This window comes from Pantoea hericii (genome assembly GCF_014155795.1).
Taxonomy (GTDB): Bacteria; Pseudomonadota; Gammaproteobacteria; order Enterobacterales; family Enterobacteriaceae; genus Pantoea; species Pantoea eucalypti.
Window position 1 is genome coordinate 1 of record NZ_SCKV01000008.1, and the last position, 25496, is coordinate 25496.

28 protein-coding genes are annotated in these 25496 nt (G+C 55.2%); 8 read left to right on the forward strand and 20 right to left on the reverse strand.

Annotated elements, in window-relative coordinates:
- The 9 genes from H7K52_RS16515 to fkpA form a co-directional block, all read right to left on the reverse strand.
- On the reverse strand, window positions 1-675 hold a 675-nt coding region (locus H7K52_RS16515), incomplete at its 3' end, for a GTP-binding protein (RefSeq protein WP_182630235.1).
- Between the two features lie 68 nt (window positions 676-743).
- A complete protein-coding gene (gene fusA, locus H7K52_RS16520; RefSeq protein WP_003852908.1) occupies window positions 744-2858 on the reverse strand; it encodes an elongation factor G in 2115 nt (704 codons plus the stop codon).
- Between the two features lie 87 nt (window positions 2859-2945).
- Window positions 2946-3416 carry a 30S ribosomal protein S7 gene (gene rpsG, locus H7K52_RS16525; protein WP_003852909.1) on the reverse strand — a complete coding sequence of 157 codons (471 nt, stop codon included), beginning with the start codon at window positions 3414-3416 and terminating at the stop codon, window positions 2946-2948.
- A 96-nt stretch (window positions 3417-3512) separates the two neighbouring features.
- Complete coding sequence (gene rpsL / locus H7K52_RS16530; RefSeq protein ID WP_003852912.1) at window positions 3513-3887, reverse strand: 30S ribosomal protein S12; 375 nt, start codon at window positions 3885-3887, stop codon at window positions 3513-3515.
- Between the two features lie 124 nt (window positions 3888-4011).
- Window positions 4012-4299, reverse strand: a complete 288-nt coding sequence (tusB, locus tag H7K52_RS16535; protein ID WP_003852914.1) for a sulfurtransferase complex subunit TusB — start codon at window positions 4297-4299, stop codon at window positions 4012-4014.
- 9 nt (window positions 4300-4308) lie between these two features.
- Window positions 4309-4668: a sulfurtransferase complex subunit TusC gene (gene tusC / locus H7K52_RS16540; protein WP_008926258.1), complete on the reverse strand. Its 360-nt coding sequence runs from the start codon at window positions 4666-4668 to the stop codon at window positions 4309-4311.
- Window positions 4668-5054, reverse strand: coding sequence for a sulfurtransferase complex subunit TusD (gene tusD, locus H7K52_RS16545; RefSeq protein ID WP_008926259.1), 387 nt, complete (start codon window positions 5052-5054; stop codon window positions 4668-4670). The genes tusC and tusD overlap by 1 nt, the downstream gene beginning before the upstream one ends.
- Entirely contained in the window at window positions 5054-5776 is a 723-nt protein-coding gene (locus H7K52_RS16550) for a helix-turn-helix transcriptional regulator (protein ID WP_003852919.1), read from the reverse strand. The genes tusD and H7K52_RS16550 overlap by 1 nt, the downstream gene beginning before the upstream one ends.
- 166 nt (window positions 5777-5942) lie before the next feature.
- A complete protein-coding gene (gene fkpA, locus H7K52_RS16555; RefSeq protein WP_182630236.1) occupies window positions 5943-6788 on the reverse strand; it encodes an FKBP-type peptidyl-prolyl cis-trans isomerase in 846 nt (281 codons plus the stop codon).
- Between the two features lie 269 nt (window positions 6789-7057).
- On the opposite strand from fkpA, the gene H7K52_RS16560 reads away from it, so the two are divergent.
- The gene (locus H7K52_RS16560; protein ID WP_003852923.1) at window positions 7058-7276 is read left to right on the forward strand and encodes a SlyX family protein; all 219 of its coding nucleotides are present in this window, start codon (window positions 7058-7060) and stop codon (window positions 7274-7276) included.
- A gap of 95 nt (window positions 7277-7371) precedes the next feature.
- Here the strand turns inward: H7K52_RS16560 and slyD are convergent, their stop codons facing one another.
- The 4 genes from slyD to kefG all read right to left on the reverse strand — a co-directional run bounded on the left by slyD (window position 7372) and on the right by kefG (window position 10714).
- Window positions 7372-7938 carry a peptidylprolyl isomerase gene (gene slyD, locus H7K52_RS16565; protein ID WP_003852924.1) on the reverse strand — a complete coding sequence of 189 codons (567 nt, stop codon included), beginning with the start codon at window positions 7936-7938 and terminating at the stop codon, window positions 7372-7374.
- A gap of 197 nt (window positions 7939-8135) precedes the next feature.
- Complete coding sequence (locus tag H7K52_RS16570) at window positions 8136-8330, reverse strand: YheV family putative zinc ribbon protein (RefSeq protein ID WP_003852926.1); 195 nt, start codon at window positions 8328-8330, stop codon at window positions 8136-8138.
- Window positions 8331-8353: 23 nt separating this feature from the next.
- Window positions 8354-10162, reverse strand: a complete 1809-nt coding sequence (kefB, locus tag H7K52_RS16575) for a glutathione-regulated potassium-efflux system protein KefB (RefSeq protein ID WP_003852928.1) — start codon at window positions 10160-10162, stop codon at window positions 8354-8356.
- A complete protein-coding gene (kefG, locus tag H7K52_RS16580; RefSeq protein WP_003852930.1) occupies window positions 10163-10714 on the reverse strand; it encodes a glutathione-regulated potassium-efflux system ancillary protein KefG in 552 nt (183 codons plus the stop codon).
- Window positions 10715-10826: 112 nt separating this feature from the next.
- On the opposite strand from kefG, the gene H7K52_RS16585 reads away from it, so the two are divergent.
- The gene (locus H7K52_RS16585) at window positions 10827-12731 is read left to right on the forward strand and encodes an ABC transporter ATP-binding protein (protein ID WP_003852931.1); all 1905 of its coding nucleotides are present in this window, start codon (window positions 10827-10829) and stop codon (window positions 12729-12731) included.
- A 30-nt stretch (window positions 12732-12761) separates the two neighbouring features.
- Here the strand turns inward: H7K52_RS16585 and tauD are convergent, their stop codons facing one another.
- Genes tauD through tauA form a run of 4 tightly spaced genes read right to left on the reverse strand, consistent with a single transcriptional unit; the run spans window position 12762 to window position 16176 of the window.
- Window positions 12762-13601, reverse strand: coding sequence for a taurine dioxygenase (tauD, locus tag H7K52_RS16590; protein WP_039660808.1), 840 nt, complete (start codon window positions 13599-13601; stop codon window positions 12762-12764).
- A complete protein-coding gene (tauC, locus tag H7K52_RS16595; protein WP_182630237.1) occupies window positions 13598-14425 on the reverse strand; it encodes a taurine ABC transporter permease TauC in 828 nt (275 codons plus the stop codon). Before tauC ends, tauD begins: the two co-directional genes overlap by 4 nt.
- On the reverse strand, window positions 14422-15189 hold the full coding sequence (gene tauB, locus H7K52_RS16600) for a taurine ABC transporter ATP-binding subunit (RefSeq protein WP_039660809.1): 768 nt from the start codon (window positions 15187-15189) through the stop codon (window positions 14422-14424). Before tauB ends, tauC begins: the two co-directional genes overlap by 4 nt.
- A gap of 9 nt (window positions 15190-15198) precedes the next feature.
- Window positions 15199-16176, reverse strand: a complete 978-nt coding sequence (gene tauA / locus H7K52_RS16605; RefSeq protein WP_154926858.1) for a taurine ABC transporter substrate-binding protein — start codon at window positions 16174-16176, stop codon at window positions 15199-15201.
- Window positions 16177-16412: 236 nt separating this feature from the next.
- Between tauA and H7K52_RS16610 the strand changes: the two genes are divergently transcribed.
- Window positions 16413-17393: a LacI family DNA-binding transcriptional regulator gene (locus H7K52_RS16610; protein ID WP_003852940.1), complete on the forward strand. Its 981-nt coding sequence runs from the start codon at window positions 16413-16415 to the stop codon at window positions 17391-17393.
- Window position 17394: 1 nt separating this feature from the next.
- On the opposite strand, the gene H7K52_RS16615 is transcribed toward H7K52_RS16610, so the two are convergent.
- Window positions 17395-17997 (reverse strand): LysE family translocator, encoded by a 603-nt coding sequence (locus tag H7K52_RS16615; RefSeq protein WP_003852942.1) that lies wholly within the window; start codon window positions 17995-17997, stop codon window positions 17395-17397.
- 57 nt (window positions 17998-18054) lie between these two features.
- On the opposite strand from H7K52_RS16615, the gene H7K52_RS16620 reads away from it, so the two are divergent.
- The 3 genes from H7K52_RS16620 (at window position 18055) to H7K52_RS16630 (ending at window position 20225) form a co-directional block, all read left to right on the forward strand.
- On the forward strand, window positions 18055-19071 hold the full coding sequence (locus tag H7K52_RS16620; RefSeq protein ID WP_033762842.1) for a hydrolase: 1017 nt from the start codon (window positions 18055-18057) through the stop codon (window positions 19069-19071).
- A gap of 4 nt (window positions 19072-19075) precedes the next feature.
- Complete coding sequence (locus H7K52_RS16625) at window positions 19076-19294, forward strand: YheU family protein (protein ID WP_003852945.1); 219 nt, start codon at window positions 19076-19078, stop codon at window positions 19292-19294.
- A gap of 61 nt (window positions 19295-19355) precedes the next feature.
- The gene (locus tag H7K52_RS16630) at window positions 19356-20225 is read left to right on the forward strand and encodes a phosphoribulokinase (RefSeq protein WP_003852946.1); all 870 of its coding nucleotides are present in this window, start codon (window positions 19356-19358) and stop codon (window positions 20223-20225) included.
- Between the two features lie 513 nt (window positions 20226-20738).
- Here the strand turns inward: H7K52_RS16630 and H7K52_RS16635 are convergent.
- The gene (locus tag H7K52_RS16635) at window positions 20739-21143 is read right to left on the reverse strand and encodes an OsmC family protein (RefSeq protein ID WP_003852949.1); all 405 of its coding nucleotides are present in this window, start codon (window positions 21141-21143) and stop codon (window positions 20739-20741) included.
- 303 nt (window positions 21144-21446) lie between these two features.
- Here H7K52_RS16635 and crp point away from each other — a divergent pair, with 303 nt between their 5' ends.
- A complete protein-coding gene (gene crp / locus H7K52_RS16640) occupies window positions 21447-22079 on the forward strand; it encodes a cAMP-activated global transcriptional regulator CRP (RefSeq protein ID WP_182630238.1) in 633 nt (210 codons plus the stop codon).
- 57 nt (window positions 22080-22136) lie between these two features.
- Complete coding sequence (locus tag H7K52_RS16645) at window positions 22137-24212, forward strand: YccS/YhfK family putative transporter (protein WP_003852957.1); 2076 nt, start codon at window positions 22137-22139, stop codon at window positions 24210-24212.
- 1 nt (window position 24213) lies between these two features.
- Here H7K52_RS16645 and argD read toward each other — a convergent pair whose 3' ends face one another.
- Window positions 24214-25434 carry a bifunctional acetylornithine/succinyldiaminopimelate transaminase gene (gene argD, locus H7K52_RS16650; RefSeq protein WP_003852959.1) on the reverse strand — a complete coding sequence of 407 codons (1221 nt, stop codon included), beginning with the start codon at window positions 25432-25434 and terminating at the stop codon, window positions 24214-24216.
- Window positions 25435-25496: the final 62 nt, after the last annotated feature.

Consider the following 25496-nt stretch of genomic DNA (forward strand, 5'->3'; position numbering starts at 1 on the left):
ACCACGGCCAGAGATTGAGAATACGTCTTCGATTGGCAGCAGGAACGGCATGTCGATCGCACGCTGTGGTTCTGGGATGTAGTTATCCAGATGCTCAGCCAGTTCGATGATTTTCGCTTCCCACTCAGCTTCGCCTTCCAGCGCTTTCAGAGCAGAACCACGAACGATTGGAGTGTCGTCGCCTGGGAAGTCATATGCTGACAGCAGGTCACGAACTTCCATTTCTACCAGTTCCAGCAGCTCTTCATCATCAACCATGTCACACTTGTTCAGGAACACGATGATGTAAGGAACGCCAACCTGACGACCCAGCAGGATGTGCTCACGGGTCTGTGGCATTGGGCCATCAGTCGCAGCAACAACCAGGATCGCGCCGTCCATCTGCGCAGCACCGGTGATCATGTTTTTCACATAGTCGGCGTGGCCTGGGCAGTCAACGTGCGCATAGTGGCGGGTTGGGGTTTCATACTCAACGTGTGAAGTGTTGATGGTGATACCACGTGCTTTCTCTTCTGGTGCGTTATCGATCTGATCGAATGCACGAGCCTGGCCGCCGTAAGTTTTAGACAGTACGGTGGTGATAGCTGCAGTCAGGGTGGTTTTACCGTGGTCGACGTGACCGATGGTGCCCACGTTTACGTGCAGTTTGTTACGCTGAAATTGCTCTTTCGCCATGGCGATAATTCCTTACGTTGTGCCTTCACCCTTTAGGTGAAGGCATCAGTTCAAATTTAAACCGTAGCTTATTTGCTACGAGCTTCAATAACGGCCTGCGCTACGTTGTTCGGCGCATCGTCATACTTCAGGAACTCCATGGAGTAAGAAGCACGACCTTTGGTCAGAGAACGCAGCTGAGTTGCGTATCCGAACATCTCAGACAACGGAACTTCAGCGTGAATCTGAACGCCAGTAGCGTTAGATTCCTGCCCTTTAAGCATACCACGACGACGGCTAAGGTCACCGATGACATCACCCGTGTTCTCTTCTGGCGTTTCAACTTCAACCTTCATGATAGGCTCAAGCAGGACTGGTGTCGCTTGTTTAAAGCCTTGTTTGAAGGCAATAGACGCGGCCAGTTTGAACGCCAGTTCTGAGGAGTCAACATCGTGGTAAGAACCGAAGTGCAGACGCACGCCCAGATCCACAACCGGATAGCCGGCCAGAGGGCCTGATTTCAGCTGTTCCTGAATACCTTTGTCAACCGCAGGGATGTATTCACCAGGAATCACACCACCTTTGATATCGTTGACGAATTCGTAACCTTTCGGGTTAGAACCTGGCTCCAGTGGGTACATGTCGATAACAACATGACCGTACTGACCACGACCACCAGACTGCTTGGCGTGTTTACCTTCAACATCGGTAACTTTGTTACGAATCGCTTCACGATAAGCAACCTGTGGTTTACCCACGTTCGCTTCAACGTTGAACTCACGCTTCATACGGTCAACGATGATGTCGAGGTGCAATTCACCCATACCAGCGATGATGGTCTGGTTAGATTCTTCATCAGTCCATACGCGGAATGATGGGTCTTCTTTCGCCAGACGGCCCAGAGCCAGACCCATTTTTTCCTGGTCAGCTTTGGTTTTCGGTTCAACGGCGATAGAGATTACCGGCTCCGGGAACTCCATGCGCTCAAGGATGATGACGTTATCTGGGTCACACAGGGTGTCACCAGTGGTCACATCTTTCAGGCCGATCGCAGCTGCGATATCACCCGCACGAACTTCTTTAATCTCTTCACGCTTGTTAGCGTGCATCTGAACGATACGGCCCAGACGCTCACGGTTTGATTTAACCGGGTTGAATACGGTATCACCCGTGTTAACAACACCAGAGTAAACGCGGAAGAACGTCAGGTTACCCACGAATGGGTCGGTAGCGATTTTGAACGCCAGTGCAGCAAACGGCTCGTTGTCATCAGAGTGACGAACAGCCGGCGTGTCTTTACCGTCGTCCAGCATACCGTTAATCGCGGTAACGTCAGTCGGTGCTGGCAGATATTCAACAACTGCATCCAGCATCGCCTGAACACCTTTGTTCTTAAATGCAGAACCACAGGTTACCAGGATGATTTCGTTGTTCAGAACACGCTTACGCAGAGATGTTTTGATCTCTTCTTCAGTCAGTTCTTCACCACCGAAGAATTTCTCCATCAGCTCATCAGAGCCTTCAGCAGCGGCTTCAACCAGCTTCGCATGCCATTCTTCAGCCAGTTCCTGCATATCAGCTGGGATATCTTCGTAGTCGAAGGTTACACCCTGATCTGCGTCGTTCCAGTTGATTGCTTTCATTTTCACCAGGTCAACAACACCGGTGAATTTCTCTTCTGCGCCGATAGCCAGCTGCAGAGGAACTGGAGTCGCGCCCAGACGAACTTCCATCTGTTTAACAACTTTCAGGAAGTTAGCACCCATGCGGTCCATTTTGTTAACGAACGCAATGCGTGGAACTTTATATTTGTTAGCCTGACGCCATACGGTCTCAGACTGTGGCTGAACGCCACCAACTGCACAGTAAACCATTACCGCGCCATCAAGCACACGCATAGAACGTTCAACTTCGATGGTGAAGTCAACGTGTCCTGGGGTGTCGATGATGTTGATGTGGTGTGGTTCGAACTGCTTTGCCATACCAGACCAGTAACAGGTGGTCGCAGCGGAAGTGATGGTAATACCACGTTCCTGTTCCTGCTCCATCCAGTCCATGGTTGCTGCGCCGTCATGTACTTCACCGATTTTGTGGTTTACACCGGTGTAGAACAGAACGCGTTCGGTAGTGGTAGTCTTACCGGCGTCGATGTGCGCACTGATACCGATGTTACGGTAGCGGGCAATGGGTGTTTTACGAGCCATTTGATTCCTCTGATTCTCGGGCGTTCAAGGTAAGTCGACCCCAGCGGGTTGGCTGATTGAGCGCCCGCTGGTTTAACTACGTGGTAATTACCAACGGTAGTGTGCGAACGCCTTGTTGGCTTCTGCCATGCGGTGAACGTCTTCACGTTTCTTCACTGCAGTACCTTTGTTCTCTGCAGCATCAGAAAGTTCGTTCGCCAGGCGAAGAGCCATTGATTTATCACCGCGTTTACGAGCAGCATCTACGATCCAGCGCATTGCCAGAGCATTACGACGAACCGGGCGGACTTCAACTGGTACCTGATAAGTAGAACCACCAACGCGACGTGACTTAACTTCGACAGTCGGACGCACGTTTTCCAGGGCTACTTCAAAAGATTCCAGTGCGTTTTTACCTGAACGCTGAGCCAGGGTCTCGAGCGCGGTATAAACGATTGATTCTGCAGTAGATTTTTTACCATCTACCATCAGGATATTTACAAATTTGGCCAGCAGCTCTGATCCGAACTTAGGATCTGGCAGAATTTTACGCTGACCAATGACGCGACGACGTGGCATGGAAATACTCCGTTGTTAATTCAGGATTGTCCAAAACTCTATGAGTTTATTATGACATTTAATTTAAAACGTTTGGCCTTACTTAACGGAGAACCATTAAGCCTTTGGCTTCTTCACGCCGTACTTGGAGCGAGCCTGCTTACGGTCTTTAACACCTGAGCAGTCAAGCGCGCCACGAACGGTGTGGTAACGCACACCTGGCAGGTCTTTTACACGACCGCCACGGATCAGGATCACGGAGTGTTCCTGCAGGTTATGACCTTCACCACCAATGTAGGAGGTAACTTCAAAACCGTTGGTCAAACGCACACGGCAGACTTTACGCAGTGCGGAGTTTGGTTTCTTAGGAGTGGTGGTGTACACACGAGTACAAACGCCACGTTTTTGCGGGCAAGCTTCCAGCGCCGGCACGTTGCTCTTTGCAACTTTGCGGACGCGTGGTTTGCGAACCAGCTGGTTAACTGTTGCCATTAAATAGCTCCTGGATTTGCTTTTGCTTCGTAAACACGTAATAAATCGCCTCGTAGAATTACGAGGAGGCAGAATTTTAGGGCTGAGTCAAAGGGGTGTCAAGAAATAACCAGGTTTTAGCCGATTACCACACGATTTGTTGCTGATGCCTGATCGTTAGCGTGACAAAGCCATTATAGTCTATTGACTGTACGCTGCTCGAAATTTGTCCAGCGAGACCGCGAGCCTGAACATCTTCGTCCAGCACCCACAGCGTCAGGCCGCTCTCTGAGAGCCGCATTAATGCACGGCTTCCGGTTAAGGCGGCCAGCACTCCATCCTGCAACAGCAGCAGGTCATCTCCGGCGCCCGCCATTAAAAGCAGAGTATCAAGATCACTGTAGGCCGGTGAGTGCATTAAAGTGTGCAGCATTAACGTCTCTTAGAAAGTAAGAATGCGATCGTAGCTGGCCAGCATCTGCCGCAGTGCCGGCGCGTCCAACAGGGTAACATCCAGCAACCGGTCAGCGTCAACCTTTAACCCTCGCGCAATCAGGGAGTCCTGGCAGAGATAGCACTGTTCAATGTCATACAGCGGCAGCACGCCAAAGGTCGCGGCATAGTGACGGCTCTTAATCGTCTCTGGTTGCTGATGAAGATTAAGCTGCAATACGCCATCACCAATAAAAAACAGGCCGATATCGTCACTGAGCGCGCCCGTGGCCAGCGCGGCATCCAGCCCTTCGCGCCCTGCACTGCTGCCGTGCGGCGCACGGGTAAAAACAAATGCGACACGATTCATCAGAACTGCACCATGCGTTCACAGCTCAGCGCGGCTTCCGCCAGCGCACCCAACCCACTCAGGGTAAAACCCGGCTGCAGGTTACTGCCCGCCAGCTGGAGCCGGTCCGCTTCCTGCGAATCGCTGACGCCGCGACGCAGCGCGGCCGCGACACAGATGTTCAATGCCACACCGTGCTCCTGATGCAAGGCCTGCCACGCACGTACAAGGTCAAATTCATCACTGGCAGGCGCGGTGAGCTGGTTAGCATTCAGCACCCCTTCGCGATAGAAGAACACGCTGTCGAGTTGATGGCCCGCCGTCAGCAGTGCACGGGCGAACAGGTATGCACTGGTCGCCTGTTGCGTCCCATAAGCCGGGCCGGTCACCATCAGGGTGTAGCGCATTACCGATCCTGTCCCACAAAGTCGCCATTTTTAAACTGACGGATGTAGAGATAGACAGTGTGTTTCGAAATGTTCAGCCGATCCGCAACCTGGTTGATGGCATCTTTGATGTCGAAGATCCCCTTCTCATACAGGTTCAGCACAATCTGACGATTCTTGGCGTTGTTCGATACATTGCGGTCAGCACTCACCTCTTCAATGGTGAACTCCAGCGTCTGCATCACCAGATCATCAACCGAACTGGCGAAGTTGACATTGGAGTCAACCTGCTGCATCTCGGGTGGCATAAAGGTCGACATGATTTGTGAAAACGGCACATCAAGGTTCATGTTGATGCAGAGCAGGCCAATGACCCGTTGCTGACGGTTGCGAATCGCAATGGTGACAGACTTCATCAGCACGCCGCTTTTGGCGCGCGTAAAATAGGCACGGGAGACATTGCTGTCCGCGCCATGCATGTCGTGCAGCATACGCAGGGCTAAATCAGTGATAGGCGAACCGACTTTACGACCGGTGTGTTCTCCATTGGCGATACGTACGGCCGAACACTTAAGATCTTCAAGCGAATGCAGGACAATTTCACAATGCGAGCCGATCAGCATCGCCAGGCCATCCACGACAGCCTCGTACGATTTCAGAATATCGTAATCGGATTGTTCGAACGGGCGCTGCTCCAGAAGATCGAAGTCGCTCAGTTCACCCGGATTGAATGGATTAGACATTGAAGAGTATCACCCTGAATGGCTGGAGCCTGTCACAGCGGCTTATGGGCAGACTCAATATTGGGATAATTAGGCAGGCATTAGTCTGGCAAATGTCGTCGGCTTATGCCAGAGGTTTGTCGTGAAGCTAAAATGAAACCGCCGCCCGGAGGCGGCGGTCAGCAGATTACTGCGCTTTTTCTGCCGCAACAGGCGCAGGCGCCTGTGCTTTTTCATCTGCTTTAGGCGCTGGTTTGATATCAAGCAGTTCAACATCAAATACCAGGGTGGAGTTAGCCGGGATGCCCGGAACGCCATTTTTGCCGTAAGCCAGATTTGGTGGGATCACCAGCTTGATCTTGCCGCCTTTCTTCACATGCTTCAGACCTTCGGTCCAGCCTGGGATAACACCATCCAGACGGAACGAGAGTGGCTCACCACGGGTATAAGAGTTGTCGAATTCAGTACCATCAATCAGCGTACCTTTGTAGTTCACCACTACGGTATCGCTGTCTTTAGGTGCGTCGCCGGTCCCTTCTTTCTCAACTTTATACAGCAGGCCGCTTTCGGTTTTCTTCACGCCACTCTCTTTAGCAAATTTGGTCGCGAACGCTTCACCCTTTTCAGAGTTCTCTTTCGCATCTTTTTCCATTTTCGCTGAGGCTGCGCCTTTCACGCGGCCTTCAAAGGATTGCAGCGTCTGCTCAATCTCTTCATCAGACAGTTTGCTCTTACCACCAAATGCATCCTGAACACCAGCAATCAGCTGCTGCTTATCCAGTTTGATGCCCAGTTTTTCCTGCTCCTTCAGGGAGTTGTCCATGTAGCGACCCAGTGAAGCACCCAGTGCGTAGGCAGACTGCTGGTCTTCATCTTTGAAAGCAGCATTCTTAGGTGCCTGTGGCGCGGACTGTGGCGCAGCAGCGGGTGCAGCCTGTGGGGCCGCAGCGGTATCTGCCGCCATTGCCAGCGGAGCATTCAGTGCAACAGCCATGGTGGTAGCTAACAATGTGACTTTAAACAGTGATTTCATCCATTCTCCAAAACCGAAGCGTCTAACCTCGGGAAACATTGCGGACTTCAGGGTCCACACTATAACTTTACGTGGCAGTGGCGAACACTCCCACAATGTAATTACCCGGTCTACCTCCGACCTTTATAACATCGGGAAGTTTCATCAGAGATGATGCCGCGCAGCCTTTTTTCAAGCGCAACGCTGGAGGTAGTGAAAAAAACAGGTGATTCCTGGCATTCAGGTCGTAGAATCACGCCCCGAGTCGCACCTTAACAGAGGAACAGGTCATGCAACAATCTGAGTGGGAACAGCGTCTGGAGACGTTAGAGAGTAAACTGGCCTTTCAGGAGATGACGATCGATCAGCTAAACAGCGCAGTGGTTCAGCATGAGCTTGAGATGAATAAAATGCGTGAACAGATGCGCATTTTAACTGACAAGCTCAAAGCGAATGCGCCCTCGATGGTCGCCTCACAGTCTGAAGAGACGCCGCCCCCGCACTACTGATCGCGGGCCATCTGGCCCCGGTTCAGCCGGGCTGAACCAGAGTAACGACCAAAAGAAAGGCCACCCGGAGGTGGCCTTTAAAGGACTGTTGAGACTTAGTGGCTGCAACCGCAACCGCCAGTTCCGCAACCGCCTTTACCGTGATCATGGTCGTGGTCGTGATCATGGCCGTGATCGTGGTCATGATGATGGCCATCTGCACCGTGAACATGGCCATGAGCCAGTTCTTCTGGTGTGGCTTCACGGATAGCAACCACTTCAACGTTGAAGTTCAGGTTCTGACCCGCCAGCATGTGGTTACCATCAACCACGACGTGTTCATCTTCAACTTCAGTGATTTCTACTGGCACCGGACCCTGATCGGTCTCTGCCAGGAAACGCATGCCAACCTGCAGTTCATCAACACCCATGAACACGTCTTTAGGAACGCGCTGCACCAGGTTGTCGTCATACTGACCGTAAGCATCGTTTGCCGGGATATGCACGTCAAACTTGTCGCCGGCAATGTGGTTTTCCAGCGCATTTTCCAGACCAGAAATCAGGGAACCATGACCGTGCAGGTAGTCTAACGGTGCACTCACCGGTGACTCGTCAACTAACACGCCGTCTTCTGTACGTACCTGATAGGCCAGGCTTACCACCAGGTCTTTTGCTACTTTCATGATATCTCCTAACCGTTGAGAGCTGAGATCCCGTCTCATTGGTCTATTCTTGCGTGCAATAACACCAACCAGAAAGGTTCGGGGCTGAGTACAAGAGGGATTTCACATTCTCTTGCGACTTAAGCCTTAATGGCGGTAATTGTAACGGAATTCAATCCCGCTGTAAGTTCAAGCGTAAAAAAAGCTGCCCGATTCCGCTACTCAGGATGGAAAATGCCAATAACCTGTTCATTTGAGCGAACCTGATCGCGCGCCTGCTTATCCGCCTCGCGCATCTGATGACCACACTTCACGCACTCCACCACATCAACATTATTTTCACGCCACATCGCCAGCGTGTCCTTTTCCTGACAGTGCGGGCATGTCGCACCGGCAATAAAACGTTTACGCATTAGCTTCTGCCTGTTTTAAGAGATTATTGGTCATCGTCCCAGCCGTCGAACTGCCGCTTCTCGTGCTGCATTTCGCGCTGGAAGATATCTTCCAGTTCACGCCGTGCTTCACGGACTCGTGAAGCCTGCGCCGCACTTTCAGAGAGATTAGGCATCAGCTCACGCAACATCCGCATATCAAGCCGGCGGAAATGTTGCTGGGCGCGGTGCGCCTGATGCGGATGCATCCCCAGCGTCATCAATGTTTTACGTCCCAGCTCCAGCGCACTGGAAAAGGTCTCGCGCGAGAACTGCGTGACGCCTGCCTGTAACAGCTCATGGGCTTCGACGCGGCCACGGGCGCGCGCCTGAATCTGCAGCTGCGGAAAATGCTGCTGGCACAGATGCACGATCGTCATCACATCTTCCGGTTCATTGCAGGTGATGACAATTGACTGCGCGTTGGCTGCACCGGCTGCCCGAAGTAACTCCAGTTCGGTCGCATCGCCGTAATAGACCTTATAGCCATATTTCCGCATCAGACTTACCACACTGATGTCGCGCTCCAGCACGGTGATGCGTTTATTGTTCGCCATCAACAAGCGTCCCACCACCTGACCGAAGCGACCAAAGCCCACCACAATCACCTGTGGCTGATCATCTTCAACAAAGTGTTTTTCTGCATCTTCATCCGTCTCGTTGAAGCGGCGTGCCAGCAGACGATCGACTCCCTTCATCAGCAGTGGCGTGGTCATCATCGACAGCGTCACCGTCACCAGCAGCATCGGCAGTTGCTCGCCTGAGAAGAGCTTTGCCGAGGATGCCGCTGAAAATAGCACAAAGGCGAACTCACCACCCTGACTCAGCACACCCGCGAACTGCTGTCGCTCTGAACTGCGCAGGCCATAAATGCGCGCCAGCACATAGAGCACCCCTGTTTTCACCGCCACCAGCGTCACCACACCCAGCAGGATGGTCACAATATGGGTATAGAGCACACCGAGATTGAGCGCCATGCCTACCGAAATAAAGAACAGGCCCAGCAGTAAACCTTTGAACGGGTCGATAGCCACTTCCAGCTCATGGCGGTATTCGCTCTCCGCCAGCAGGATCCCGGCAATAAACGTACCCAGCGCCATCGACAGGCCCAGCGCATCCATAAACAGCGCGGAACCCAGCACCAGCAGCAGCGACGCCGCGGTAAAGACCTCGCGCACGCCCGATGCGGCGATGTAACGGAAGATTGGTCGCAGCAGATAGCGTCCGCCTACCAGCATGCCGGCAAACGCCAGCACTTTCATGCCAACCTTCATCCAGTCGATATGGCCGCTGTCGGTCCCGGCCAGCAGCGGGATCAGCGCCAAGGCAGGAATAACCGCGATATCCTGGAACAGCAGCACCGAAAAGCCCAGCTGACCCGCTTCGCTGCGGTTCATGCCTTTATCCATCATCAGCTGCAGCGCCATGGCGGTCGAGGACATCGCCAGGCCAATCCCGCCGATGATCGCCGCCTGCCAGCTAAAATGGGTCAGCCACAATAAGCCGCCGAGAATGGCTGCGGAGAAGATGACCTGCGCCGCGCCAACCCCAAAAATGGAGCGGCGCAGCGCCCACAGCTTTGCCGGGTTCAGCTCCAGCCCGATAATAAACATCAGGAAAACCACGCCGAGCTCAGAGAAGTGAAGAATCTCGTCGACGTCGCTGATAAAACCTAATCCCCACGGGCCGATGGCGATACCCGCCACCAGATAACCCAGAACTGCACCAATACCGAGGCGAGCCGCCACCGGTACAATCAAGACCGCCGCGACCAGATAAATCACCCCCGCGGTCAGCAGCGTTTGCCCTTCCATCTATACCCCTCCATTCAGCAGCGGTGCCGCGAGCCAGTCACCATAAGCGCGGGCGTAATTTTTCAATAATTCAGGACTCTGACGACGTGCCATGTAAACAATCATCGGCGGCATCCAGTGCATACGGCACATCCGGGCGGTCAGCTCAAAAGGCCGCATAATGTCATTGAGCGAATAGCGGTTCAGACCCTGCTGCTTAAAGGCACTTTCCGGTTCGCCGGTCGTCACCACGCTGCGCCAGTATTTACCTTCAAGTGCATTGCCATCCACGCCATTGGCGAAGCCGCGGGACAGAACCCGATCCAGCCACTCTTTCAGCAATGCCGGACAGCTGTAGGTATAGAGCGGATGCTGAAAAATGATCACGTCATGTTCGCGCAGTAACTGTTGTTCATGATGAATATCGATAAAAAAATCCGGATAGGCCGCGTACAGATCGTGCACGGTGACGTGTTCCAGTGCCTGAGCCGGCTGTAACAAAATCCGATTCGCGATCGAATCCTGTGATTCCGGATGAGCATAAAGCAGCAAAACCCTGGGTGGCTGCGACATCCTTTCCCTCCAAAGCGTCGTCATTGGTGCGGTTTTCAGCTACCATGCACGACGCAGCAAAATCTCATTATGTTGCCAGTAAATTAACATATTCTGACGATACGGCGCTTACATGATTGTCTTCTCAGCCTTACAAATTCGCCGCGGCATCCGCGTCCTGCTCGACAATGCCACCGCCACCATTAATCCCGGTCAGAAGGTCGGGCTGGTGGGTAAAAACGGCTGTGGCAAATCCACGCTGCTGTCGCTGTTAAAAGGTGAAATCACCAGCGATGCCGGCACCGTCACGTTCCCCGCTCACTGGGCGCTGGCCTGGGTGAATCAGGAAACGCCAGCGCTGGATAAAGCCGCGCTGGAGTACGTGATTGATGGCGATCGCCAGTTTCGTCAGCTTGAAGCCGAGCTGGCGGACGCCAATCTGCGTGACGATGGCAATGCCATTGCGCTGCTGCATGGCCAGCTGGACGCGGTGCAGGCGTGGAGCATTCATGCGCGCGCCTCAAGCCTGTTGCACGGCCTGGGCTTCAGTCAGGAGCAGTTGCAACGACCGGTCAGCGACTTTTCTGGTGGCTGGCGCATGCGCCTCAATCTGGCACAGGCGCTGATTTGCCGTTCCGATCTGCTGTTGCTGGATGAACCGACCAACCATCTCGATCTCGATGCGGTGATCTGGCTGGAGCGCTGGCTGAAAAGTTATGAAGGCACACTGATCCTGATCTCGCACGATCGTGACTTCCTCGATCCGGTCATCGACAAAATTATTCATATCGAACAGGAGTCGATGTTCGAATATACCGGCAACTACAGCTCCTTTGAACGGCAGCGCGTCGCCAAGCTGGCTCAGCAGCAGGCGCTGTATGAGAGTCAGCAGGAGAAAGTCGCGCATTTGCACAGCTACATTGATCGCTTCCGCGCCCAGGCGACCAAGGCGAAGCAGGCACAGAGCCGCATCAAGATGCTGGAGCGCATGGAGATGATTGCGCCCGCCCATGTTGATAATCCATTCAGCTTCACCTTCCGCAAGCCGGAAAACCTGCCTAATCCACTGATGAAGATGGAGAAGGTCACCGCAGGTTATGGCGATCGCATCATTCTCGACGCGATCAAGCTCAACCTGGTGCCAGGCTCACGCATCGGCCTGCTGGGACGTAACGGAGCCGGTAAATCCACCCTGATTAAGCTGCTGGCAGGTGAGCTGGAGGCGATGCATGGCAAGATGGGGCTGGCGAAAGGGATCAAGCTTGGTTACTTCGCCCAGCATCAGCTGGAGTACCTGCGGGCCGATGAGTCACCGCTGCAGCATCTGTCGCGCATTGCGCCTGACGTGCTGGAACAGCAGCTGCGCGACTATCTGGGCGGCTTCGATTTCCGCGGCGACAAAGTCACGGAGAACACTGAGCGCTTCTCCGGCGGTGAGAAAGCGCGACTGGTGCTGGCGCTGATTGTCTGGCAACGCCCTAACCTGCTGTTGCTCGATGAACCAACCAACCACCTGGATCTTGATATGCGCCAGGCGCTGACCGAAGCGCTGATCGACTTCGAAGGTGCACTGGTGGTGGTCTCGCATGACCGTCACCTGCTGCGCGCGACCACGGACGATCTCTATCTGGTGCATGATGGCAAAGTGGATGTGTTTGAGGGCGACCTCGAAGATTATCAGCAGTGGCTGAGCGATCTGCAGAAACAGCAGGCGCAACAGGATGCCGCGCCGAAACTGGATAACGGTAACAGCGCCCAGGCGCGTAAAGATCAAAAGCGACGTGATGCCGAACTGCGCACCCAGACCCAGCCGCTGCGCAAAGAGATAGAGAAGCTGGAAAAGCAGATGAGCAAATGGCAGAGCCAGCTGGCCGATGCCGAAGCGCAGCTCGCAGACAGTGCGATTTATGATCAGAGCCGAAAAGCGGACCTGACCACTGCACTCAAGCGGCAGGCGGAAAGTAAATCTGCGCTGGAAGAGGTTGAGATGGCGTGGCTGGAAGCACAGGAACAGCTCGAACAGATTATGGCCTCATAAAAAATCTCCCCGCTTGCGGGGAGATGCTTTTTAACGGGGTTTGTCGCCCAGTACCGTTGCCCGCTGCATGATCCGACGGGCCGGATAATAGTCGGCATTGGCATAATGCTGCGTGACCCGATTATCCCAGATAGCCAGATCGTCTGGCTGCCAGCGCCAGCGCACCTGAAACTCCGGTTTGGTAGCGTGCGCAAACAGGAAGCCCAGCACCGCATCACTCTCCTTCTCGCTTAAATCCAGGATCCGCGTGGTAAAGCCTTCATTCACAAACAGCGCTTTTTTGCCGCTGACCGGATGCGTGCGGATTACCGGATGCTGCACGGGTGGATGTTTTGCCACCGCCTGCTGCCAGCGCAGATGTTCTTCCTCCGTTTTGCGGTACTTATACTCCTGGAATGATTTTTTAAAATCATGCTCGGCGCGGAGACCCTCCAGCAACTGCTTAAAAGGCACTGACAGCGCCTCGTAAGCGGCGATGCCACTGGTCCAGAGCGTGTCACCGCCCGCATCCGGTAAGACTTTGGAGGCCAGCAGCGCGACAGCCGGCGGTGTTTCGATAAAGGTGACATCGGTGTGCCAGTTGTCATTATCCGGCGGATTATCCTGATGGGTATCGAGCACGATAATCTCTTCGACGCCCTCCGCATGGGGATAGACCGGATGGATATGCAGGTCGCCAAAACGGATCGCCAGTGCGCGATGCTGTTCCGGCGTTATTTTCTGGTCCCGCAGAAACAGCACCTGATGACGCAGCAAGCCATGATACAGCTGCTCAAACTGCGCATCACTCAATGGCCGTGAGACATCCAGGTTTGAGACCTGCGCGCCTATGTAAGGGCCAAGCGGGGTAAAACTCAGACGTTCATTCATGATTGTTCTCCACTCCAGGGCGTCAGACGGCGCTGCAACGCACGAAGCCCGAGTTCTAAGCTAAAAGCGATAAAAGCAATCACGGCGATACCCGCCAGCACCACATCGGTGGCGAGGAATTCTCCCGCTGACTGCACCATAAAACCGAGGCCACGCGTGGCGGCAATCAGCTCCGCCGCCACCAGCGTTGACCAGCCCACCCCGAGCCCAATGCGCAGGCCGGTCAGAATCTCCGGCAGCGCGCCCGGCAGAATCACCCAGCGCAGCAGCTGCCAGCGGTTAGCTCCCAGCGAGCGCGCCGCACGAATCCGTACCTGCTGGGTGTTACGCACCCCGGCCAGCGTGGAGAGCGTCACCGGCGCGAAGATGGCCAGGGTGATCAGCAGGATTTTCGACGTCTCACCAATGCCAAACCAGATCACCATCAGCGGCAGATAGGCAAGTGGCGGAATCGGGCGATAAAGCTCAATAAGCGGATCAAGCAGACCGCGAGCTACCGGGCTGAGGCCCATCAGAATCCCCACCGGAATGCCGATGACGGCCGCCGCGGTCAGCGCAATCAGCATCCGCGTCAGGCTGGCGGCCAGATGCTGCCACAGCGTGGCATCCATAAAGCCCTGGGCGCTGGCAATCAGCAGCAGCTTGCTGAACACCTGCTGTGGCGACGGCAGGAACAGCGGAGCAATCAGGCCCAGCGCGGTCACGCCCCACCAGAGCAGCAACAGCAGAGAGAGACTCAGCATGCTCAGCGTGAACGTGGTTGAAAATGGCCAGCGCAAACGACGGCGCACCGGCAGAGACTTGTCGTGGATTAACGCGCTCATGCAAACGCCTCCCGCTGGTCAAATACGCGGCTCAGCACATATTCGCGCTGGGCGATAAACTGCGGATCGGATTTTATGCTGCGGCACGACTCACCTGCGGCAAAGCGCTGACCAAAGCCGGGCCGCAAGCGTTCCACGATGCGGCCGGGTCCTGGCGACAGCAGAATCAGTTCGCTGGCCAGGAAAATAGCCTCTTCTATATCGTGCGTAATCAGCAGGATCTGTTTACCGCTGTCGCGCCACAGCGTCAGCAGCAGGGTCTGCATCTGCTCGCGGGTAAAGGCATCCAGTGCGCCAAATGGCTCGTCAAGCAGCAGCAGTTGCGGATCGGTCGCCAGCGCGCGTGCAATGCCGACCCGCTGCCGCTGACCGCCTGACAACTGCCAGATGGCGCGCTTCTCCGCCCCTTCCAGCCCCACCTGCCTGATGAGCTTCCGTGCGATGGCCTCGCGCGCCGGGCGCGACATCCCCGCCAGCTGCAGACCAAAGGCAACGTTATCCAGCACGTTACGCCATGGCAGTAAGCCTTCATGCTGAAACACCACGCCGCGCTCCGCACCAGGCCCCGTCACTGGCTGGTTATCCAGCGTGATGCTGCCCGACTCCACCGGCAGAAATCCGGCAACCAGATTAAGCAGCGTGGTTTTGCCGCAGCCGGAGGGGCCGAGCACCACCAGCAGTTCATGGCTATCCAGCTGCAAATTGATATCCTGCAACACCGGTTGTCCGGCATAACGGGCATGAAGATGAGCGATACGCAGCATCGTGCCTCCTTAGGGTTTAACTAATGGTGCGACGAAACGGGAGGTCACATAGCTGCTGTAGTCGTTATCCGCCTGCGGCACCCGGCCCTGTGCTTTCAGAAACTGCGCAGTATCGACGATCGCTTTATTGACCGGTTTGCCCAGCTGCTCAACCTGCTGCTGCGCCGTGAGGTAGGTATTGCCCTTCACCAGATCCGGCACCTGCGCTTCCGGCACACCGCTAAGGCGGGAGAGTTTGCTGAGATTATCGGGCTGCTTCAGCCAGCTATCGGGGCTGTTAAGATAGGCCTGCTGCGCATCAAGCGCGCTGCGGGCAAATGCGGTCACGATCTCCGGATGCTGCTCAGCGAAATCTTTGCGGACCACCCAGACATCCAGCGTCGGCGATCCCCAGCTCCCCACTGCCGCCGAGTCGGTCAGCACTTTGCCCTGTTTTTCCAGTTCATTCACCGCAGGCGCCCAGACGTAAGCGCCATCAATGTCGCCACGCTGCCACGCCGCGATAATCGCAGGCGGCTGCAGATTAACCAGCTGTACCTGCGACGGCTTGATGCCCCAGTGTTTCAGTGCAGCAAGCAGGCTGTAGTGGGTGGTAGAGATGAACGGCACCGCGATGCGCTTGCCGATGAGATCGTTGGGAGTGATGATGTTCTTCTTTACAACCAGCGCTTCAGAGTTGCCCAGCTGTGAGGCAAGCAGAAAGGCTTCGATTGGCAGCTTTTGCGCCGCTGCGACCGCTAACGGACTGGAGCCGATATTGCCAATCTGGACGTCGCCGGACGCCAGCGCGCGCAATACGCCTGCACCGCTGTCAAACTTACGCCAGTCGACGCTGGCCCCGCTTTCTTTGGCAAAACTGTCATCAGCCTGTGCCACTTTCGCCGGTTCGGCAGAGGTCTGGTACGCGACGGTGACATTGACTGCATCAGCCCGAAACGCCAGCAGTGCCATCGCTGCGGCTAAGAAAGTTAAACGTGTTGCTGCCATGATCACTACCCCACCGGTTTTATCGTGGAGGCAGTGTCTCTGCACGCAATAGTTTCATAAAGGAATTAAAAATTATCCCTAATAGAAATAAGTTCTTAGATCACTATCTGCAAAACTAAGCTGAAAATCGCAAATGCTGAAAATAGCTAAAGTAAGCAAAAATGTCAGGCGCTCACATTGTGCCTGTGTTATTGATATGCGTTCCCAATTATTGCCTGTTAAGGTCTTTGAATCCGATGTCGATCGAGAAAGTCGCTCAGCTGGCTGGCGTTTCCAAAGCCACGGTATCGCGGGTTCTCAACGCGCATCCCGGCGTAAAGCCCGATACGCGTGAGAAAGTTCTGGCGGCAATCTCTGCCTGCGACTATCAGCCCAACTTACTGGCGCGTCAGCTGCGGACGGCGCAAAGCCACATGCTGCTGGTGCTGATCTCGGATATTACCAACCCCTTCTGTTCGCGCGTGGTTCAGGGCATTGAAGCCGAAGCAGAACTGCACGGCTATCACATTCTGCTTTGCAACTCCGCCTCGCAGCTTCAGCGTGAAGCCGCCTATCTTTCGCTGCTGACCGGAAAAGTGGTGGATGGCGTTATTACCATGGATGCTGCTTCAGGCTTACCGGATTTACAGGCGCTGATCGCCGGTGCGCCCTGGGTGCAGTGCTGTGAATTTGATCCGGATATCCCCGCCTCCTCAGTCAGCATTGATCACCAGGAGGCAGCCCGCGACACCGTCCATTATCTCGCCGGGAAAGGGCGTAAACGCATCGGGCTGGTCAATGGCGATATGCGTTACCTGTACTCACATCATCGGGAAAAGGGTTACCGGCAGGCAATTGAGGAGCTGGGATATGCATGGTCCGGCATCTCCTATACCTACGAGATCTCCTGTGAGGCGGGCAGCCAGGCACTGAGAGAACTCATGGCGCTACCGGAACCGCCGGACGCAGTGTTTGCGGTGTCAGACGTGCTGGCGGTGGGCGTGGTGCATGCGGCGCTGGAAGCCGGTCTGCGCGTGCCGGAAGATCTGGCGGTGGTCGGGTTTGATGGTGTGTCGTTTACCCGCAGCCTCAATCCGCCACTGACCACCATCGAGCAACCGATGAACCAACTGGGCGCGCGCAGTGTGCAGCTGCTGCTGCAGAAGATCCGCAACCCGAACGCGCCGGTGATGCGTGAGGTGCTGCCCTGGACGCGCGTTGAACGCGCATCCAGCTGACTCAGTGCCAGATTAATAGCACGCAGGCAGCGGTCAGCAGCCCCATGGCGAGGTTAAATATTCTCCAGGCGCGGCGACTGCGCAGAATGCGACCAATCATCGCGCCAAATCCCATCCAGATGACGCCCGACACCAGATTAACCAGAAACATACCGACGCTTATGGCCATCACGGAATGACGATACGCATCACCGGCCAGACTGAAGCTGGCGACCGCGCCCAGCGCCATCAGCCAGGCTTTGGGGTTGATCAGCTGTAGCAGCCCGCCCTGCCAGAACGGCATTGGCGCATCCGGTGCCTGGTCAGTTTCCAGCTTTGCATAGCTGGCGGTGGCTATCTTCCACGCCAGCCAGAGCAGATAGAGGCTACCGGCGATTTTCAGCATCAGATGCAGCGAGGGATAGAGCAGGATCAAACCGCCTACGCCAAAGGCCACCATCAGCAGCATCACCTGCATGCCGATCATGATGCCGATCATCAGCGGAATCGTGCGCAGAAAGCCAAAATTAGCGCCCGAGGCGGTGAGTAACATATTATTGGGGCCTGGCGTAATGGCCGCGACCCACAGAAATCCCAACATTGATAAGAAAAGACTCAGTTCCATGGCAATCGGGTACTCCTTACCCTGCAATAAAAAACTTATCGAAGCTAACAGTGTGATATGGAACAGACAAGCTTTTACCACATGAAATTTACCGGCCCGGAAAACGAGCAGTTCAGACCACCTGACACGCTGCGTAACGCGCATCTGCAGACGATGCTGCCGCGCCTGTTACGTCGCCGTATCACCTTCGCTCCTCACTGGCAGCGTCTCGATCTGCCCGATGGCGATTTCGTCGATCTCGCCTGGAGCGAAGATCCGCAGCTGGCGCAGCATAAACCGCGCGTGGTGCTGTTTCATGGACTGGAGGGCAGCTTTCAGAGTCCCTATATTCATGGCCTGATGGCGATCTGCCGCGCACGCGGCTGGCTGGCAGTAGTGATGCATTTTCGCGGCTGCAGCGGCGAACCTAACCGGCTGAACCGCATCTATCACTCCGGCGAAACTGAAGATGCCCGCTTCTTCCTGCGCTGGCTGCGCACCCGCTGGGGTCATGTGCCTACCGCCGCCGTGGGTTTCTCGCTGGGCGGCAACATGCTGGGCTGCCTGCTCGGCCAGCAGGGTGCCGCAGCGGAGGTAGATGCCGCCGTGATTGTCTCCGCCCCGCTGCTGCTGGAACCGTGCAGCGTGAAACTGGAACGCGGCTTCTCGCGCTTCTATCAGTACTACCTGCTGGCGCAGCTCAAGAAAAATGCCCGCCGCAAACTGCATGCCTGGCCGGACACCCTGCCGGTTAATCTGGCACAGCTCAAAGCGATGCGGCGACTGCGCGATTTTGATGATGCGATTACAGCCCGCGCCCACGGTTTTGTCGATGCAGCAGATTACTATCATCGTGCCAGCGCCATGCCCTGGCTGAAACACACAGAGAAACCGCTGCTGATTATCCACGCCAAAGACGATCCCTTTATGAGTGATGAGGTGATCCCGCACAGCAGCCAATTATCTGCCACTATTACTTATCAACTGACACCCTACGGCGGCCACGTCGGTTTTGTCGGCGGAACGCTACGCCAGCCTGAAATGTGGCTGGAACAGCGCATCCCGCAGTGGATCGCCCCTTTTCTGGATAACTGATCTTGTGATTATTCCCTGGCAACAGGTCTCACCTGAGACCCTTGAAAATCTGATTGAAACCTTTGTGCTGCGTGAAGGCACAGACTATGGCGAGCAGGAACGCAGCCTCCTGGACAAGGTAGCTGATGTGCGACGCCAGCTGGAAACCGGTGAAGTGGTGCTGGTGTGGTCGGAACTGCATGAATCGGTCAATATCATGCCGCGCAAAGAATTTCGTGGCTGATGCACCCGGCATCATTTCATGATAACAATGCTCATCGCCCGACCTCACAGGGAGCTTTTCTATGTCTGCACGTCATCCCATTATCGCGGTGACCGGTTCCAGCGGTGCAGGAACCACCACCACCAGCCTCGCGTTTCGTAAAATCTTTCAGCAGCTCGATCTTCATGCTGCTGAGCTTGAAGGCGACAGCTTTCACCGCTTTACCCGCCCTGAAATGGATATGGCGATTCGTAAGGCGCGCGATTTAGGACGTCATGTCAGCTACTTTGGCCCGGAAGCCAATGACTTTGGTCTGCTGGAGCAGAGCTTTAAAGAGTATGGTCAAAGCGGACAGGGCCAGTCGCGTAAATATCTGCACACCTACGATGAAGCCGTACCGTGGAATCAGGTGCCCGGCACCTTTACGCCCTGGCAGCCGCTGCCGCAGAACACTGACATTCTGTTCTATGAAGGACTGCACGGCGGCGTGGTGACGGCGCAGCATAACGTGGCGGAACAGGTTGATTTGCTGGTGGGCGTTGTGCCCATTGTTAACCTGGAGTGGATTCAGAAGCTGGTGCGCGACACCGGCGAGCGCGGTCATTCACGCGAAGCAGTGATGGATTCCGTGGTGCGTTCGATGGAAGATTACATCAATTTCATCACGCCACAGTTCTCGCGCACCCACATCAACTTTCAGCGCGTCCCGACCGTCGACACCTCAAACCCGTTCGCTGCCCGCGCCATTCCGTCACTGGATGAGAGCTTTGTGGTGATTCATTTCCAGGCGCTGGAAGATATCGACTTCCCCTACCTGCTGGCGATGCTGCAGGGTTCGTTTATCTCGCACATCAATACGCTGGTCGTGCCCGGCGGCAAAATGGGTCTGGCGATGGAGCTGATCATGGGTCCGCTGGTGAAGCGGCTGATGGAAGGTAAGCGGATAGAGTAAGAGGTCAGCAAAAAAAACGCAGAGAGCAGAGGCCTTTCGCAAAGATGTAAAACTGGCATTTCTGCGGGGAAAGGCTTACTGCTGAGCTGGCTTCAGGGAGCATACACCTTTCGCAAAGACGCAAAACCGCCATCCCTGGCAGGCTCAGCGCGGGCCATCCCTGGCCCGCTATGCTTTGCTACAGGCATATGCTCCCTTCGCTTCACGTCCGGCAACCACATCCGTTTTCAGAAAGGTCGCCACTGAAAAAACCTGGTGACAAAGAATCTGACAGCAACACCTAAGCTCAACACGCCGGGAACAGGGTCAGAAGAGGAAAGCGTCCCGCGACTGGGACAAAAACGCCGGGAGCGTTTTTGAACAACGCAAAGCGTTGGCCCGGTATGGGCGCACCTCAGGGATGAGGTGCGTAATAACGCGGGCACAGTCTTAAAGCGGACTCTCTATGCAGGAACGGCACGACACCAGACCGACTCCGAATTGGCCCGCGACTTTAAAATGCCCTTCAGCCTGTTACAGCTCAATCACTTCATAGCTATGCGTAATCGTCACACCTTTACCCAGCATGATGGCCACCGAACAATATTTTTCAGCAGAAAGATCCACCGCGCGTGAGACCGCTTTATCCTGGAGCGCTTTACCACTCACGATAAAATGCAGGTTGATGTGCGTAAAGATTCGCGGCGCCTCTTCACGACGTTCTGAGGTCAGTTTTACTTCACAATCAGCCACATCGTTACGGCCTTTTTGCAGAATTGATACCACGTCAATCGCGCTGCATCCGCCGGCCGCCATCAGCACCATCTCCATTGGGCTGGGCGCTTTATCGCCCGAATTTCCATCCATCAGTATCTGATGGCCGGATGAGGATTCTCCGAGGAATGTCAGTCCTTCTACCCACTTCACTCTTGCCTGCATGATTTTTGCTCCGGAATACGCTGTTTTGTCGCCAGAGTACGCTTTCGCCTGGTAAACAGCAATCCAGAGAAATCCGCCCGTAGCTGAAGCGAGACAACACAAGACAGTCGGCAAAAGCTGTGCTACAAACAGTGCTGAAAATATTTTTCGTCACCCGATGGCGAAGCCGGGAAGAATGATGCGCACTGCGCCTGATGCGGCCCGAATAATTTCCTGAAAGGGAAACGCTTGAAGCTTTCACCGCCTGACAGGGAAAACTGCCCCCTGTATTTTGGGCACGATTACAACAGAGGATAATAGCGAATGGTTCTCGGCAAACCGCAAACAGACCCTACACTCGAATGGTTCCTGTCCCATTGCCATATTCACAAGTATCCATCCAAAAGTACGCTGATTCACCAAGGTGAAAAAGCAGAAACGCTTTACTACATCGTGAAAGGTTCCGTCGCGGTTCTGATTAAAGATGAAGAAGGCAAAGAGATGATTCTTTCCTACCTGAATCAGGGCGATTTCATTGGTGAGCTTGGCCTGTTCGAAGAAGGCCAGGAGCGCAGCGCCTGGGTACGTGCGAAAAGCGCGTGCGAAGTGGCGGAGATTTCTTACAAGAAATTCCGTCAGCTGATTCAGGTTAATCCCGACATCCTGATGCGACTCTCCTCGCAGATGGCGCGTCGCCTGCAGGTCACGTCTGAAAAAGTGGGTAACCTCGCTTTCCTCAACGTCACCGGACGCATTGCACAGACCCTGCTCAACCTGGCGAAGCAGCCAGATGCCATGACGCATCCCGACGGCATGCAAATTAAAATCACTCGTCAGGAAATTGGCCAGATTGTGGGTTGTTCACGCGAAACCGTGGGCCGTATTTTGAAGATGCTGGAAGATCAGAACCTGATCTCCGCACACGGCAAAACCATCGTCGTTTACGGCACCCGCTAATTCCTGTCACCCACGGCGTGATGGCAACATCACGCCGTTATTGTTTGTGTTGGGCCGATGTGGCGTCGAATTATTTACCATCCTGAAGTCAACTACGCCTTGCGGCAAACGCTGGTGCTTTGTCTGCCCGTCGCGCTGGGCTGGCTGGCTGGCGACCTGCAAAAAGGTCTGCTGTTCTCGTTAGTGCCTGCCTGCTGCAATATTGCCGGTCTGGATACCCCGCATAAACGCTTTTTCAAACGCCTGATTGTGGGTGGCAGCCTGTTTGCCCTCGGCAGCTTCCTGATTCAGTGGCTCACACTGCATGCCATTCCGCTACCGCTCATCCTGTTCGCCATGCCCCTGCTGCTCGGCGTGACGGGTGAGATCAGCCCGCTGCATGGTCGTCTGCTGCCCGGCACGCTTATCGCCGCCATTTTTACCCTGAGCCTCATTGGCCGCATGCCCATCTATGTTACCCCGCTGCTCTACATCGGCGGCACGCTCTGGTATGGGCTGTTTAACTGGTTTTGGTTCTGGCTGTGGAAAGAGCAGCCGATGCGCGAAAGCCTCAGCCTGATCTACCGCGAGCTGGCTAACTACTGCGACGCCAAATACACCCTGCTGACGCAGCTGACCGACCCGGAAAAGGCACTGCCGCCGCTGCTGGCGCGTCAGCAGAAAGTGGTCGATCTGATTAACACCTGCTATCAGCAGATGCACATGCTGTCGGCAAGCCGCGATCACAGCCATAAGCGGCTGACGCGCGCCTTTCAGGTGGCGCTGGATCTGCAGGAACACATCTCGGTTAGTCTGCATCGGCCGGAAGAGGTGCAGAAGCTGGTCGAACAGAGCCATGCCGAAGCGGTGATCCGCTGGAATGCCAAAACCATTTCGGCCCGGCTACGGGTGCTGGCGGATAACATCCTTTATCACCAGCTACCCGATCGCTTTGCGATGGACAAACAGCTTGGCGCGCTGGAGAAGATCGCCCATCAGCATCCCGACAATCCGGTGGGTAACTTCTGTCTTTACCACTTCAACCGCATTGCGCGGGTGCTGCGCACGCAGAAACCGCTGTATCAGCGTGATCTGATGGCGGATCGTCAGCGCCGTCTGCCGCTGTTACCGGCGCTGCGCAGTTATCTCTCTTTTCGCTCGTCAGCGCTGCGCACCGCCGGACGCTTTGCGGTAATGCTGATGCTGGGCAGTGCACTGGCGCTGTTCTTCAACATCCCCAAACCTTACTGGATCCTGATGACCATCATGTTCGTCAGCCAGAACGGTTACAGCGCTACGCGTGTTCGCATCCAGCACCGTGCGCTGGGCACCTTTGCCGGTCTGGTGATTGCGGCCGCCACGCTGCGGCTGGCGGTGCCGGAGTCGCTGGTGCTGCTGATCATGCTGGCAATAACCTTTATCAGCTATCGCTTTACGCGCCAGTTCTATGGCTGGTCAATGATTGGCTTTACGGTCACGGCGGTTTACTCGCTGCAATTGCTGTCGCTGAATGGCGCGCAGTTTCTGCTGCCGCGACTGATGGATACGCTGATGGGCTGTCTGATCGCCTTTGGCGGGATGCTGTGGCTGTGGCCTCAGTGGCAGAGTGGCTTACTGCGACAGAACGCCCATGATGCGCTGGAAGCCGATCAGGACGCACTGAGATTGTTGCTGGGTAACGAACAGTCACCTGAGAAACTGGCGTATCAGCGCGTGAAGGTGAATCAGGCGCACAATGCGCTGTTTAACTCGCTGAATCAGGCGATGCAGGAACCCGCGTTTAACTCCCGCTATCTGAGTGATATGCGGCTCTGGGTCACGCACAGTCAGTTTATTGTTGAGCACATTAATGCCATAACGATTCTGGCGCGGGAGCACACTATGCTGACCGACTCGCTGGCAGAACGCTATCTGCAATCCTGTGAAATCGCGCTACAGCGGTGTCAGCAGCGGCTGGAATATGATGGTGAAAGCTCACAGGTTAATCTGCTGGATGATCTTGAGAACATCAGTGAGGGACCTGTCACGGTGGTGGAACAGCATGTGCGACGTATTCTTGACCATCTGAGCGTGATGTACACCATCTCCTCACTGGCATGGAACCAGCGACCACAACATGGCCGCTGGCTGATCAGACGCTTACGTAAAAACTAGCCTAGCCGTTAAGCACCTTGCCGACGGCGGTGGCGAAGCGGCGCATGCCCTCTTCGATATCGGCCGGTTCGATAATCAGTGACGGCGCAAAACGCATCACGTCGGTGCCGGCAACCAGCACCATCACGCCCTCAGCGGCGGCGGCATTCAGTATGTCGCGTGACTTCCCGGCATGCTGAGGTTTAAGCGCGGCGCCAATCAGCAACCCCTTGCCGCGAATGTCACTGAACAAGTCATACTTCGCATCAATGGCCTGCAGCGCTGTGACAAAGTGCTCACGCCGCATATCGACACCCGCCAGCACGTCCGGCGTATTGATAATATCCAGCGCCGTTTCAGCGATGGCGCAGGCCAGCGGATTGCCGCCATACGTGGTCCCATGCACGCCTGGTGCCATGGTCGAGGCGATCTCGTTAGTGGTCAGCATGGCGCTGACCGGGAAACCGCCGCCCAGCGCTTTGGCTGAGGTCAGAATATCGGGCTGGACGCCATAATGCTCATAGGCGAACAGTTTGCCGCTGCGTCCCATGCCACTCTGCACTTCATCCAGCACCAGCAGCGCCTGATGCTGATCGCAAAGCTCGCGCAGTCCCTGCATAAATTCCTGCGTCGCGGGCACTACGCCGCCTTCGCCCTGAATCGGTTCAACCACGATGGCGCAGGTGTGGTCGTCGATTACCGCTTTCACTGCATCAAGGTCATTAAACGGCACGTGGACGATATCCGCCGGTTTCGGCCCGAACCCGTCGGAATATTTTGGCTGTCCGCCGACCGTAACGGTAAACAGCGTCCGGCCATGAAAGGCGTTATGGAAGGCGATGATTTTACTTTTAAACGGGCTGTGACGTTTGCAGGCGTAGTAGCGCGCCAGCTTAAACGCGGCTTCGTTGGCTTCGGCACCGGAGTTGGCAAAGAAGACGCGATCGGCAAAGGTCGCCTGGATTAACTTACTGGCAAGGCGCAGCGCCGGTTCGTTGGTGAAGACGTTGCTGGTGTGCCACAGCGTCTCGCCCTGGCTTTTCAGCGTCTCCACCAGCGCAGGATGGCAGTGTCCAAGTGCGGTGACGGCGATACCACCCGAGAAATCGATATACTCTTTGCCCTGCTGATCCCATACACGGCTGCCCTTGCCTTTTACCGGCACGAACTGCGCAGGTGCATAAACAGGCAAAATAACGTTATCGAACGTCTCCCGCGTGACCGCAATTTTTTCCGCTGCCATTGATGACCCCATTTAAATGATTATTGTGCAAACATGAAATAATAATCACAAAATATGCATAA